Below are 13,771 nucleotides of genomic sequence, written 5' to 3' on the forward strand. Positions count from 1 at the left end.
CTTTTTATCAAAAAACTTCAAGCACCAACCGACCCGAGCAAGGATTTCCCTTTCGCTAGGCCCTTATCTTTGGCCTTTACAATCCTCTTTTTGAGCGCTTTTGCCTCAGTTTGAATCTCGTCTAGGGCTCGTTCTGTCTTAGTCTTCTGGGCTTTCTTAAGCGATCCTTTACTCAATAAAACAGTAGCTGCTACCGCTCCAGCAGCTAGGCCGGAGATCAATGTTATTTTTTTCTTTGTCATTTTCATAAGTCTTGAATTATAGGTTTTCGATTTCTTTAATTATGGCTTCCTTAGTCTTTCCCAGTTTTTTCTGGAGTCTTCCCATAATTTCATCTTCCTGTCCATCTAGAATGGTCCCATCATCTTTGATCAGTTCGCCATACTTCTGCTTCAATTTTGCTTTTGTTATTTCTAAATTTCCTTCAATTGTTCGATTATCCATTGCTTGTAGTTTTAAGGTGAAATAATTGACCCGAGTAATTTTCCAAATTGGAACATTCGAGTCTTCGCCCTTAGGTGTTCAATACATATGCCTCAATTTAAATAGAATTTTAAATGACTGTTTATCAGTGAATTGTATTGTTTTTAAAAAAAGTATTGGAATAGAGTTTAAAAATTTTCGGGAAATTTTTTCCCCATTTTTGGGAAAACAAAAACATAACTGGCCTTAATGAAGCTTTTGCACGCACTCAGTTATTATTAACTTAAAAATTAAACACGCCAAGAATGCCACAATCTTCCATTCAAGTACTCTATTTGAATCATCTTCCAGAAGACTTTGATTACATCCAAGACCTCGTTAGTGGAATTACTGAGTCCAAAATTGTCCTCACAGGTGCTCAATCAATGAAAGATGTTCAAACCATGAATTTGAACGATATCGATTTATTTTTTGTGGATTCGATGTTTCGGACAAATTCCGATAAAAACCTCATCCAAGAATTAAAAACCCTCGCTCCAAAAGCAGCAATCATACTTCTTCAAGACAAAAAGCTAGTGGATTATAACTTCGAAGCCATCAAATTGGAAGTTTCAGACTATCTCGTCAAAGGCACATTTGACAGTTTGGATTTAGAATCAAAAATCCTTTATGCCATTCGCGATTCCCAAATGATTGCGAAGCTCAATCAAGAAGTAGAAAAATTCAGCTCTATTTTTAAAAAGGCCGCAGACCCTTTTCTTATGATTGATTCCTCAGGGAAGATTCTAGAGGCCAACCCAAAGTTTGAAGAAAAATTTGGTATAAGTGCACATGATCCAAACTATGAAAGTCATTATTTCATGGATTTAATCTTAGACCAAGAAAACATTCAAGACTTTACCCAAAAGCTCGGATCAATTGTAGAAGCTTATGATTTTGATTATAAGCTCAAAGGGGCAAATGGCATAGCCTTCAATAGCTTAACAAGTATCGCTCTGCATTCCCCATCCACATACCAAGTCATGATCAAGGACCTAACTGCGATCAAAGCCAAAGAAGCGGAGTCTTTTACCCTAAAGAAATTTGCATCTACTGGGCGAATCGCACGATTATTAGCTCATGAGGTCAAAAATCCGCTGACTACCATCATGCTTTCTTGTGATCAACTCCGACTAGAGTTACCCCAGGATGTTCTTGATGAATCAGGAGATCTTTTTGAAATAATCCTCCGAAACTGTAACCGTATCAACGACCTCGTCAGCCAATTGCTCACCAGTACCCGATTTGCCTCTTTGGATCTCAAAAATCAAAATATCAATACCCTCCTTGATGAAGTTTTGGAGGAAATCGGAGATCGTATCGAACTCAAAGGAATCGAAGTTCAGACCATTTACGATCCTTTTATTGACACACTCAAACTCGATGGAGAAAAAATAAAGATCGCTTTTACCAACCTGATAGTAAATGCGATTGAAGCAATGGAAGAAGGATCTGGTCAACTGCTTGTACAAACAAGTCAGGATAAAGAAGGCTGTAAGGTTGAAATCCAAGACAGTGGAAAGGGAATCTCAAAGGAAAATATGGATCGCCTCTTCGAACCCTACTTCACAAATAAGGAAAATGGAAGTGGGCTAGGCTTAACCAATGTGCAAAACATCATCTTGAGCCATGGAGGCTCAATTCAAGTCGAAAGTGAGGAAGGAAAGGGTACTAGCTTTTACATTTACCTAAAGTCCGCTCCTATTGAAAGTATCACAGAATAGCGCTCAGACCCTGTAATCTTTTTGCTGCTTCCTCTAGTTCGGAATCTTCCTTTGCAAAGCAGAAACGTAAAATCTTATGATCTTTGGCATCCGAATAAAAACTAGAAACTGGGATGCAGGCTACTTTAAGTTCACGTGTTACCTTTTTTGCTAAATCCATATCAGACATATCTGTGAGATGTGCATAGCTGACTTGCTGAAAAAAGCTTCCCTGAGTGGGTATAAATTGAAAATCTGTTTGGCTTAAACCCTCTAAAAATAAGTCGCGCTTTTTCTGATAAAAGCTTGGCAGTTCAAGATACGGATTGGGATCTTCCAAGTAAGCCGCTAGAGCATGCTGAGCAGGTCTGACAGTGGTAAAAGTTACGTATTGATGAATCTTACGAAATTCAATTGTCAACTCCGGTACAGCAATACAATACCCTATTTTCCAGCCTGTTATATGAAATGTTTTCCCGAAGGATCCACAAACAAAAGTACGAGAACGAAGCACGGGGTGAGTAAGTAGAGAATGATGTTTTCGTCCATCAAAAACGATATGCTCATACACTTCATCGCTCACAACGTAGATTCCAAACTCAAGGACCAATTCTGCTAATTGGTCAAGATCATTTTTGGTCCAAACGTATCCGCTGGGATTATGCGGAGTATTTACAATGATCAGCTTGGTTTTAGAATTGATCCTTGATCGTATCAAATCCCAATCAGGCGCAAAGTCTTCAGGGCTAAGTTCTACATGGACAGGAATGCCTCCATTCAGCAGAATAGCCGGATCATAACTATCAAAGGCTGGCTCAAGAACAATTACCTCGTCGCCTCTTTTTACTACAGCAGTCACAGCCGAAAAAACGGCTTGAGTGGCACCTGAGACGATGGTCCACTCCTTGTCTGGGTGGGTATTCACCCCATAGCATTTGGCTGTTTTCTCAACCATTGCGTGGCGAAGCTCTGGCACACCCATCATGGGAGCATATTGATTATTGCCATTCTGAGTAAAGTGGGCTATCAATTCCAAAAGCTTCGGATCAGGAGAAAAACCGGGAAATCCCTGAGAAAGATTAATTGCCTCCGCTTCAGCGGCAATCCGGTTCATGGTAGTAAAAATCGTTTCTCCTATGGAAGGTAGCTTTGAAATCACAGGCTTTGGCTATTATTTGGTTTGATTAAATATAGAAGATCAAGTCTGCCCAACAAACTGAACCTCTCCCAAAGGATTATTCTTCGCAATTTTTTATCTTAAAATTCGAAACTCTCCTGGCTATGAAATTCCTCAAACTAATCTGCATTTGCCTCCTCTTTCCTTTTTTCGGATTTGGTCAGAACCCAATTAAACTACTTCCGGAAAACCCTCATTATTTCAAGTACGAGGGCAAACCATTGGCTCTAATTACTTCAGCCGAGCATTATGGCGCTTTGTTAAATGCTGATTTTGACTTTGCTAAATACCTGAATACGCTCCATGAAGACGGAATGAATTATACCCGAATTTTCATGGGAAGCTATTTTGAAATACCCGGAACCAGTTTCGGAATCAAAAATAACACCTTGGCCCCCGAGCCCGGTAAAGTATTAACCCCATGGAAAACTGTCAATGAAAATGGAAGAATTAAATACGATTGGAGCATCTACAATCCCGCATATTTTCAGCGCCTTAAAGACTTTATGACCTTAGCTCAAAAGCAGGATATAATCGTCGAAATCACCTTTTTCTCTTCCATTTATCGAGACGAACATTGGGATATCAGCCCAGAAAATCCTGCCAATCGAATTAATGCTGAAAGTGAATCTTTAGACAGAAAGCTGGCTCATACCAAAGAAAATGGTGAACTATTGGCTTTGCAAAAGGGATATGTTCAAAAGCTTGTTCGAGAGCTAAATGACTACGACAATTTCTTTTTCGAAATACAAAATGAACCCTGGTCAGATCGTGGGGTAAAAGTCCTTAACCTAATGAACAAATATGTGACAAATGGACCGAATTGGATGGAGGAAGTGGAATATGCAGATCAACTTTCCCTAGACTGGCAAAATGAAATGATCGAAACCATTGTCGCTACGGAGGCTGACCTTCCGAAAAAACACCTCATCGCCCAAAACTTCACCAATTTCAAAGCGCCACTTTTTGATGTTTCTCCTCATGTTTCCATTGTAAATTTTCACTACAACTGGCCCGAATCAGTCGACTGGAATTATCATCTCAACCGTGTCATCGGCTTTGATGAATCTGGCTTCGCAGGAAACGACGATTGGGTCTATCGAAGACAAGCATGGGCTTTTATGATGTCAGGAGGTGGGCTTTTTAATCATTTAGACTATTCTTTTTTCGTAGGAAAAGAAGATGGGACCGGAATCAATGAGGCGCCTGGCGGTGGTAGTTCTACTTTCCGAAAGGAAATGAACACACTTTCTGAATTTATCCATTCACTAAATCTACCAGCAGTCAAGCCAGCAGCCTATCGGATGATTTCTTCACCTGGGTTAATTGGTTTTACTCTAGATGATGGAGCGGGAGGTTTGGCAGCTTATGTAATCGAAGCGGGTAAACCTATGAGTTCTGTGGAGTTTGAAATCGAACCGGGAGAGTATGAGGTCATATTGCTTGATCCAATTTCAGGTGAGCGAAAGGTTGTAAACACCTACCAAATTAAAGCCTCAAGGCTGGTTTTGGGATTGAATTTAACCCAAGGGGAAACAGTTATCCACATTAGAAAAAAGTAAAGTGATAGAATTTGAAGCGAAAATAGAGAAGTTCGATTTCAATCACTGGCAGCATCATGTGCATTTCCCGGAACATTTTCTGGTAGAAATAGAAAGTGAGAATAAAGGACGTATCATCGCATGGTTTGATGGTTTGGGCCCATATCACTTAGCGGTATTCAAAGCCAAGACGCATCCCTATATTCTGGTCAATCAACAAATCCGAAACAAACTCAAGAAAGATGCTGGTGATTTAATTTCAGTAAAGGTGGAGATTGATCACAGCGAATTTGGCCATGATGTTCCAGAAAAATTTTCCGTTTTACTAGACCAAGACGAAGAGGCAGCAGAGTATTTTAATTCCCTCACCAAAGGAAAACAAAGAAGCTTGATTTATATCGTAACCAAGGTGAAAAATCCAGAAAGCCGAATGAAAAAGTCCCTTGCCATTATGCATCATTTGAGATTAAGCAAGGGAGCTTTGGATTACAAGCAACTGAACGAACTGATCAAGTATTATAATAATCTTTAAGAGAGGAAGTGTGACCTAGTATTCAAAAGATCTGAACCTAAGAATCGTTCTAGCAAGCGAAGCTTTCGAAAAAAGTGGCATCTGACCAACCTTTTTTTTGTCCAAGCCTAGCTCCCCACTTTCCCTCTCTCTTAGGCTATTTTACTTCTTCTTTGCCTTAGGTTTCGGCGGTTCTGCATGCTTGTTTTTTGCTTTTCTAGGACGACTGGCACCGTATGTTCCTCGGTTAATCTTCCCTTTTTTGGTTTTCATGTCTCCTTTTCCCATAACTTATTAGTAGAATTGGTGAACACTAAATTTAAAAAATCATCAAATTGATGTCAATTCAATGGCAATGCATTTATGATAGAAATTAATTGTGATTTAGGAGAAGGGATTCCAAATGAAGCTGATGTCTATCCTTTCATCGATGCTGCCAGTATCGCTTGCGGAGGGCATTTTGGGGATTACTCCAGCATCAAAGAAAGCCTTTCGCTTGCTAAAGAAGCCGGCGTGAAAGTAGGTGCACATCCCTCCTATCCAGATCAAAAAAATTTTGGAAGAAAGTCAATGCAAATCGAGATAGGAGAGCTTTTGAAAAGTTTAACCGAGCAAATCGACCTCTTTCTCAAAGTCGCTGATGAATTGGAAATGAGCATGGATCACATCAAATTTCATGGCGCCTTATACAACGACGCAGCAGCAAATGAATCCTTGGCAAAGGCGCTCATGGATTTTGTCTCAAAGGAATATCCCCGAACCTGCATCTTTGTCCCTCCTCACTCGCAAACAGAGAAACTGGCTATATTAAATCACATTCCTCACCGAGTTGAAATTTTTGGAGATCGAAGCTATAGATCGGATTACTCGCTTGTCCCTAGGAAAGAGAAAAACGCTTTGCTCACCAAAGTATCCGACATTGAAGCACACCTTTCGACTATTCTAGAAAAGAGTGAAATCAATCTTCAATCTGGAGAAAAAATAAAAGTAAAGGCAGATACCCTTTGCTTCCATGGAGATAACCCCGGTCTACCCGACTTTTTATCACTGATACGATCTAAGTTTTGGAAGTGAAACCGAAAATAAACCATATAAGTCCACACCTTTCAGAAATTCTTTGGGAGGAACCAATCTCGGATACACTTCTGGAGAAAAGGGTAAGCCTCTTCGAATTAATTAAGAATGAACTTCATCCTGAAATCATTGACATAAGGACAGGATATAACTCAATAGTCGTGCAGTGGAAGGACAAGGTTCAAAGGGAACGCTTGGAGGAGCTTTCAGGAAAAGTCGGAGTTCTCAATCCACAAGAATTTAACACCTGGGAAATTCCTGTATGCTATGGCGGGCATTTTGGAAAGGATTTAGGGCCTTTTGCCATGTCCAAATCCATGAGTGAAGAGGAAGTCATTCAGCTTCACTCTGAACAAACCTACCGGATCCACTTTTTCGGATTTTTACCCGGATTCATGTATTTGCACGGCTTAAATCGAAAGCTGAGCAGTCCAAGAAAGTCAGTCCCTGCTCGCAGCGTACCTGCAGGATCTATTGCAATTGGAGGAGATCAGACTGGTATTTATCCATCTTCAAGCCCGGGCGGCTGGCACCTAATTGGACAAACTCCTCTCCTATTTTTCCAACCCAAAAATCCTAAACCAGTCTGGGCGAATGTGGGTGATTGGATTCGTTTCAAGTCGGTAAATGAGCAAGAGTTTGACGATCTAGTCCAAAACTCAAGTCCACCCCAAGCGATATGATCAAGGATATTGGTATAATACGAATTCTCAAAACCGGGCCAAGTTCCAAAATCAGAGATTTGGGTAGAATGGGGTATTCTGCTTGGGGTGTACCTTGCGCCGAACCAGCGGATCGAAAGGCTTTTATTTGGAACAATCATCTCCTCAGAAATCAAAAAAACGATGCGCAATTAGAAATCAATCAACCTGGCTTTGAGGTGCAATTTTCTGAGCCTACAGTCATTTGCTTCGCTGGAGCAAAGGCAGAAATCAAAATAAATAATCAATTAAGCAGCTCTTTCGGTATCCAACAAATTGCTGCAAATGACATACTTCATGTGGGTAAATTCTCGATTGGCTCAGTGCTTTACGTTGGAATTCGAGGAGGTTTTCAAAGCGAAATCGTTATGGGTTCTCGGAGTATGTTTGCTTCTGTAACGTCCAAAGCACATATCGATAAAGGTGATGAGGTAAACTTTTTCACCAATATGACCGCCAGACTAAGTTCTAGTTATGCCCGAGCAACCTATGATACCGATTATCTGACCACAGAAATAATCTCTGTATACCCAGGACCGGAATGGCATTTGTTAAGCTCAGCGCAAAAGCAGTTCCTTCAATCTTCTAAATTTCATGTTTCTCAGATGAAAAACACCATGGCAGTACAATTGGAGGAATTACTTCCAAATAAGCTTTCAGAAATGCTGACTTCCCCTGTGTTTCCAGGTACGGTTCAGCTGACTCCTGGCGGAAAGTTAATTTGTCTAATGCAAGATGCACAGGTGACGGGAGGATATCCGAGGGTGCTGCAACTAGATACATCTGAATGGAATATTTTGGCTCAAAAAAAGCCTGGAAGCACTTTTTCCTTTAAAATTATTTAATCTAGAACGTTCTCAATCCCAAGGGAAAGGGATGCCAATAAAAAAAATATTCCACTGAAAATTGAAGGTAAGCATTCGGACACTTATCTTAAGAATTCTTTAAACCACGAATTTTATGGACTCAGCTTTAAAAGCTCAAATCGAAAAGCAGGGTATGAACCCTGAACTTGTTGCACAGCAGATCAATAATTTCAAAAACGGATTTCCCTTTTTGACTCTGACGGCGCCGGCCACCCCAAGTGATGGAATCATGGTGCTCAGTGACTTTGAGCTAGAGCGATTGATGGAGGAATATCCAGCCAATGCTGCAGGAATAGAAGTGGTTAAATTCGTTCCGGCGTCAGGCGCTGCCTCTCGGATGTTCAAAGATTTGTTTTCATTTCTGGATGGTGATGGGGACATCTCTAAGAGTTCTTTTGTCCAGAAATTCATGAATAATATTGAAAAATTCGCCTTTTACGATGATTTGAATACTGTGCTTCAAGATCAGGGTTCTTCAATTAATCAAGCCCTGGACAGCAAAGATTATAAATCCATTTTGGCTGCATTGCTTGATGAAAGCGGACTTGGGTATGGTAGTCTTCCAAAGGGTCTTTTGAGATTTCACTCGTACCCAGATCAGCGTCGAACACCAGCACATGAACATATGGTTGAGGGAATCCAGTATGCCGTGGGTATAGGTAATGTGGTTAAAATACATTTTACCGTATCTCCTGAGCACGAAGAAAAATTCAAAGCTGAGATTGCCAAAATCAAAGAGCCTCTCGAAGCTGCCCATGGATTAAAATTTGAAATCAGCTACTCTCAGCAGAAAAAGACAACGGATACCATTGCTGTGAATACTGATAATAGTCCTTTCACAGAAGAAGATGGGAGTATACTTTTCCGACCAGCAGGTCATGGAGCTCTATTAGAGAATTTAAATGACATATCGGCGGACCTCATTTTTATCAAAAACATCGATAATGTGGTGCCTGATCGTCTGAAGCCTGAAACCAAGCGATATAAAATGGCCATTGGTGGACTTCTTTTAGAGATTCAGGCTAAGGTCTTTGCTGCACTTCGCAGTTTGGATTCTGGTATTTCCGAGGAAAGTATCCAAAGCGCAAAAGATGTTTTTTCCTCAGTCCTTGGGGCTAAACTTCCAGCAGATTTCAAATCAAGAAGCCTGTCAGATCAAGCAGAATTCTTGCGTACAAAACTAGATCGACCTATCCGGGTCTGCGGCATGGTGAGAAACACCGGTGAGCCAGGAGGAGGACCTTTTTGGGTTCTTGAGGAGGATGGGTCGCAGTCACTCCAAATCTTGGAAACAGCTCAGATCAATTTGGATGACCCAAAGTCAAAAGAATATTTCTCAGCTGCTACACATTTTAATCCAGTTGATTTGGTTTGTGCCACCAGAAATTATAAAGGTGAAGCCTTTGATTTACTTCAATATCGAGATATGAAAACGGGCTTTATCACAGAAAAATCGAAAAATGGACGAGATCTGAAAGCCTTGGAGCTACCCGGTTTGTGGAATGGTGCTATGTCAGATTGGAACACCATATTTGTAGAGGTACCGTTGATTACTTTTAATCCCGTAAAAACGGTAAATGATTTGCTCCGAGAGGAGCATCAATAGAAATCACTAAGTCTAAAATCAGAAATTTGAAATCTTCAGATTTCTGATTTTAGCTTTCTACCTTTTTCCCTTCATACATATCATAGCGAAGAAGACGACAGTCGATCGTTCCATTCCAAAACTCGATTCGTCGACTTGCTTTGAGTCCAACTTTTTTGGCGAGAGCCATATTGCCTGTAAAAATATAGCCTCTATAGCCTGCACACTTTTGCTTAAGGAAGTCCCCCATGCGCTTGTAAGTCTCTTGAAGTTCATCGTCTAGGCCCAATCGATCTCCATATTCAGGATTAAACATAATGACCCCTCTTGGCTTTTCAGGAATCTCTGTTTCGGCAAAGTCACAAACCTGAAAATCGATCATATGATCCACTCCAGCGGTGATTGCATTTTCTTTGGCAAAAGAAATCGCTTGAAGCGAAATATCGGAGGCCACAATCACCAATTCAGGTATCTCCCGGATTTTATTTTCTAGTTTAGTTTTTTTGGCCTGAAAGGCCGAATCTTCATATCCTAAAATATGCTGAAAAGCATAGTGATCGCGGTATAAGCCAGGATAGCGATTTGTTGCCATCAGTGCTGCCTCGATAGCCAAAGTGCCTGACCCACACATAGGATTGATAAAAGGTACACGGGTATTCCATTCCGTGGCATAGATAGTCGCCGCAGCGAGAGCTTCCATCATTGGCGCCTTTCCTGGGATCTTTCTGTAGCCATGCTTGCCCAAGGTTTCTCCGGAAGTATTGAGGTAAATGGTCGCTTGGGTTTCTTTCCAATACAGTTGAAAAACCAAGCCAGAAAAATCAGATCCGGAGTCGGGGCGTCTTCCTTTTAGATCACGAAATCGATCCACAATTGCATCTTTGACCTTTACATTTACGATCAAAGGGGTGGTCACGCTTTCATTATCTACTACCGAATTGACGGAAAAGTATCCATCCACATCCAAATATTCCTCCCAAGCAATCGCTTTGATTTTCCGATAGATGTCTGAAGCATTTTGCAGATAAAATGATTTTATCTCATACAACACGTGAGAAGCCGTGCGAAGATGAAGGTTTAAATCCATGCATTCTTCCATGCTTGCCTGGATTTCGAGACCGGTTCGGATGACACGATCCGGGATAAAACCCAGTTCACGAACCTCTTTTTCAAGGTATTGGACCGATCGGTCCTTGCAGGTAATGAAAACTTTGGCTTTCTGATTGAAATCGAGCATGCGCAAAAGTAAGAACATCCCGCAAACTTTCCGCTCCTCCAACCGGACCTGCCATTGTGGGATTTTTTTGAAAAAGTCGAAATCGATTGCGTATCTTAAAGTTCAGCCAAGTTGAAGATCCATGATTTTTTATGGAGATTTAAATCAAATCAAAGTTTATTGTATGAAAAGCACCCTTCGTTTATTTCTCATTACTCTTATCACGCTCACCCTTGTTTATTGCTCTCCGCCTGACCAAAAAGAATCTTCGGACGAAGGTTGGGTAGAGCTATTTAATGGCGAAAATTTAGATGGCTGGAAGGCTGTTGCCGGGCAGGCCACCTTTGAAGTTGTGGACGGTGTGATCGTAGGAAAAGCCGTTGCTGATTCCCCTAATACTTTTTTGATCACTGAAAAGGAGTATGGAGATTTTATCCTCGAGTTGGAGTTGAAAATAGAGCATTTGTCTAGCAACTCAGGAATTATGGCCCGAGGACAATTTGATCCGGCAGCCAGAGATGGCAATGGTCTAGTCTTCGGCTATCAGATCGAAGCAGACCCAAGTGAGCGTGCTTGGTCGGCCGGCATTTATGATGAAGCCCGAAGAGGCTGGCTCTATCCCTTAGATTTAAACCCAGTCGCCAAGTCCGCATTCAAAATGGGTGAATTTAATAAGTACCGCATAGAAGCCATTGGAGATGAAATCAAAACATGGCTTAATGGTGTGGAAGTAGCTTACGTGGTCGACGACATGGATAGTCAAGGTTTTATCGGTCTTCAGGTTCATAGTATAGGAAATCCCGAGGATGCCGGCCGGGAAACATCCTTCAGGAATATCCGAATCAAAACCGAAAATCTAGATCCTATGCCTTTTTCAAAGGACATCTTCGTGGTGAATAATCGCTTGAATGACCTAACAGATTACGAAGTAACCAAAGGCTGGAGATTGCTCTTCAATGGCCAAGATTCTGAAGGCTGGATAGGCGCATACAAAGAAACTTTTCCTGATTTTGGCTGGTCTGTGACAGATGGTGTTTTGACTATTGCAGCTTCCGATGGAGCTGAGTCCACCAATGCTGGCGATATTGTGACAGAAGAGCTCTTTAGTGCTTTTGACCTTGCTTTTGATTTTAAATTGACTGAAGGGGCGAATAGTGGAGTAAAGTATTTTGTCACCCTTTCAGAAGGAAACGAAGGTTCGGCGATCGGACTTGAATTCCAAGTTTTAGACGATGAGCGCCATCCAGACGCCAAAATGGGACGTGATGGAAACAGAACCCTAGCATCACTTTATGATCTAATTAAAGCGGACAAGCAGCCTAGGTTTGTAAAACCTCCTGGGGAATGGAACAAGGGCCGTGTAGTGGTCTACCCAGACAATCGAGTAGAACATTATCTCAACGGTGTTAAAGTCGTGGAATATGTCCGAGGCTCTCAAGAATATAGAGATCTAGTAGCAATCAGTAAGTATAAAATCTGGGAGAACTTTGGAGAGGCTCCCGAGGGACACATTTTACTCCAAGATCATGGAGATGAGGTGAGTTTCAAAAACATAAAAATCAAAACATTAAACTAAGACCCAAAATGAAGAACAATCCACGCAGAGACTTTATCAAAAAATCAGCAGCAGCCAGCCTTGGTTTTTCAGCCTTAGGTTCAATGGCTTTTTCCGCAAAATCCTATGGAAATATCATTGGTGCCAATGATCGTCTGAATGTTGCTATTGCAGGTTTGGGTCGAAGACTCGGAGCTTTTTATGAGCCAATTGGACTCAAATCCAGTAATGTAAACCTGCTTTACCTCTGTGATGCCATGCAATCCCAAATGCCAAAAGCGGCTAAGAATTTCGAAAACTACATTGACTACGAACCACAGCTAGAGCAGAATATCATGAAGGTCCTTGAGGATCCAGATGTTGATGTCCTCATCAATGCTACTCCAGATCATTGGCATGCTCCCGGTACTTGGCTAGCCTTAGAAAGAGGTAAGCATGTCTATGTAGAGAAGCCTTGCTCCCACAATCCTCGTGAAGGGGAATTATTGATAGCACTCCAGAAAAAGTATAATAAGGTTGTTCAAATGGGAAATCAACAGCGCTCTGCTCCTGAAAGCCGCGAAATCATAGCAGCAATTCACGCAGGAGAGATAGGAGAAGCATACAAGGCTACTGCATTTTATAGCAATGGTCGAGGCCCTGTGCCTAATCAAACTCAAACTGCCCCACCAGATGGACTGGATTGGGAGATTTTTCAAGGTCCAGCTCCACGGAGAGCATATACTGACGATACCTGGAATTACAACTGGCATTGGTATGGATGGGATTATGGTACAGCTGAAACTGGAAATAATGCCACTCACGAACTAGACGTAGCCAGATGGGCGCTTCAAGTGGATTATCCTAGCATGGTGGAAGTAGAAGCCGCTAAGAGACATTTTAAAGATGACGGCTGGGAAATGTATGACACAATGGAAGCCCAATTCAGATTTGAAAATGGTTCGGTCATTGAATGGGATGGGAAAAGCAGGAATAGCTACAATACTTACGGATCAGATCGGGGCACCATTATTTATGGTACCGACGGAACCGTTTTCGTAAACCGGAGTGGATATAAGCATTTTGATCGAGCTGGTAAGCTTATCAAAGACAGCCAGAGCGCTTCCAATGAAGCAGGTACCCAGCTTGGCGGCGGTGGTGATATGAGTACCACCCATGTGGTCAATTTCTTCAATGCTGTTCGTGGTATAGAAAAACAAAACTCAAATATCGAAGAAGGTGCAGTCTCTACCCTACTCTGTCATCTAGCCAATATTTCTTACCGAACTGGTGAATCTCTGGTTTGCGATCCTAAAAATGGTCATATCACGAATTCCAAAAAGGCAATGGCCCTTTGGAGCAGGACCTATGAGAAAGGTTGGGAGCCGCCTAAGGTTTGAT

The 13,771-nt window shown here is 41.5% G+C and carries 14 protein-coding genes; 9 read left to right on the forward strand and 5 right to left on the reverse strand.

Going from position 1 to position 13,771, the window contains the following annotated elements:
• Positions 1–17: 17 nt before the first annotated feature.
• Together ACFOSV_RS14080 and ACFOSV_RS14085 are read right to left on the reverse strand one after the other, a co-directional pair.
• Complete coding sequence (locus ACFOSV_RS14080) at positions 18–242, reverse strand: hypothetical protein (protein WP_377906658.1); 225 nt, start codon at positions 240–242, stop codon at positions 18–20.
• 16 nt (positions 243–258) lie between these two features.
• Positions 259–444: a general stress protein CsbD gene (locus ACFOSV_RS14085; RefSeq protein ID WP_377906659.1), complete on the reverse strand. Its 186-nt coding sequence runs from the start codon at positions 442–444 to the stop codon at positions 259–261.
• A 284-nt stretch (positions 445–728) separates the two neighbouring features.
• Here ACFOSV_RS14085 and ACFOSV_RS14090 point away from each other — a divergent pair, with 284 nt between their 5' ends.
• Complete coding sequence (locus ACFOSV_RS14090; protein WP_377906660.1) at positions 729–2,186, forward strand: two-component system sensor histidine kinase NtrB; 1,458 nt, start codon at positions 729–731, stop codon at positions 2,184–2,186.
• Here the strand turns inward: ACFOSV_RS14090 and ACFOSV_RS14095 are convergent.
• Complete coding sequence (locus ACFOSV_RS14095) at positions 2,176–3,324, reverse strand: methionine aminotransferase (RefSeq protein ID WP_377906661.1); 1,149 nt, start codon at positions 3,322–3,324, stop codon at positions 2,176–2,178. The two genes, ACFOSV_RS14090 and ACFOSV_RS14095, sit on opposite strands and share 11 nt — an antisense overlap.
• A 122-nt stretch (positions 3,325–3,446) precedes the next feature.
• Here ACFOSV_RS14095 and ACFOSV_RS14100 point away from each other — a divergent pair, with 122 nt between their 5' ends.
• Complete coding sequence (locus ACFOSV_RS14100) at positions 3,447–4,904, forward strand: hypothetical protein (protein ID WP_377906663.1); 1,458 nt, start codon at positions 3,447–3,449, stop codon at positions 4,902–4,904.
• 1 nt (position 4,905) lies between these two features.
• Positions 4,906–5,415, forward strand: a complete 510-nt coding sequence (locus ACFOSV_RS14105) for a YdeI/OmpD-associated family protein (protein ID WP_377906664.1) — start codon at positions 4,906–4,908, stop codon at positions 5,413–5,415.
• A gap of 141 nt (positions 5,416–5,556) precedes the next feature.
• Here ACFOSV_RS14105 and ACFOSV_RS14110 read toward each other — a convergent pair whose 3' ends face one another.
• Entirely contained in the window at positions 5,557–5,682 is a 126-nt protein-coding gene (locus ACFOSV_RS14110; RefSeq protein ID WP_377906665.1) for a 30S ribosomal protein THX, read from the reverse strand.
• Between the two features lie 75 nt (positions 5,683–5,757).
• Between ACFOSV_RS14110 and ACFOSV_RS14115 the strand changes: the two genes are divergently transcribed.
• From ACFOSV_RS14115 to ACFOSV_RS14130, 4 genes are all read left to right on the forward strand, one after another.
• Positions 5,758–6,468, forward strand: coding sequence for a LamB/YcsF family protein (locus tag ACFOSV_RS14115; RefSeq protein WP_377906666.1), 711 nt, complete (start codon positions 5,758–5,760; stop codon positions 6,466–6,468).
• Positions 6,465–7,151, forward strand: coding sequence for a 5-oxoprolinase subunit PxpB (pxpB, locus tag ACFOSV_RS14120; RefSeq protein WP_377906667.1), 687 nt, complete (start codon positions 6,465–6,467; stop codon positions 7,149–7,151). The genes ACFOSV_RS14115 and pxpB overlap by 4 nt, the downstream gene beginning before the upstream one ends.
• Positions 7,148–8,014 carry a 5-oxoprolinase subunit C family protein gene (locus tag ACFOSV_RS14125; RefSeq protein WP_377906668.1) on the forward strand — a complete coding sequence of 289 codons (867 nt, stop codon included), beginning with the start codon at positions 7,148–7,150 and terminating at the stop codon, positions 8,012–8,014. Before pxpB ends, ACFOSV_RS14125 begins: the two co-directional genes overlap by 4 nt.
• A gap of 115 nt (positions 8,015–8,129) precedes the next feature.
• Positions 8,130–9,641, forward strand: a complete 1,512-nt coding sequence (locus ACFOSV_RS14130; protein ID WP_377906669.1) for a DUF4301 family protein — start codon at positions 8,130–8,132, stop codon at positions 9,639–9,641.
• Positions 9,642–9,690: 49 nt separating this feature from the next.
• Here ACFOSV_RS14130 and ACFOSV_RS14135 read toward each other — a convergent pair whose 3' ends face one another.
• Entirely contained in the window at positions 9,691–10,857 is a 1,167-nt protein-coding gene (locus ACFOSV_RS14135; protein WP_377907313.1) for a THUMP domain-containing class I SAM-dependent RNA methyltransferase, read from the reverse strand.
• Positions 10,858–11,020: 163 nt separating this feature from the next.
• Here ACFOSV_RS14135 and ACFOSV_RS14140 point away from each other — a divergent pair, with 163 nt between their 5' ends.
• Together ACFOSV_RS14140 and ACFOSV_RS14145 are read left to right on the forward strand one after the other, a co-directional pair.
• A complete protein-coding gene (locus tag ACFOSV_RS14140) occupies positions 11,021–12,412 on the forward strand; it encodes a 3-keto-disaccharide hydrolase (RefSeq protein WP_377906670.1) in 1,392 nt (463 codons plus the stop codon).
• Positions 12,413–12,420: 8 nt separating this feature from the next.
• A complete protein-coding gene (locus ACFOSV_RS14145; protein WP_377906671.1) occupies positions 12,421–13,770 on the forward strand; it encodes a Gfo/Idh/MocA family protein in 1,350 nt (449 codons plus the stop codon).
• The last annotated feature ends 1 nt before the right edge of the window (position 13,771 follow it).

The sequence above is a fragment of the Algoriphagus namhaensis genome (assembly GCF_042649705.1).
GTDB lineage: Bacteria > Bacteroidota > Bacteroidia > Cytophagales > Cyclobacteriaceae > Algoriphagus > Algoriphagus namhaensis.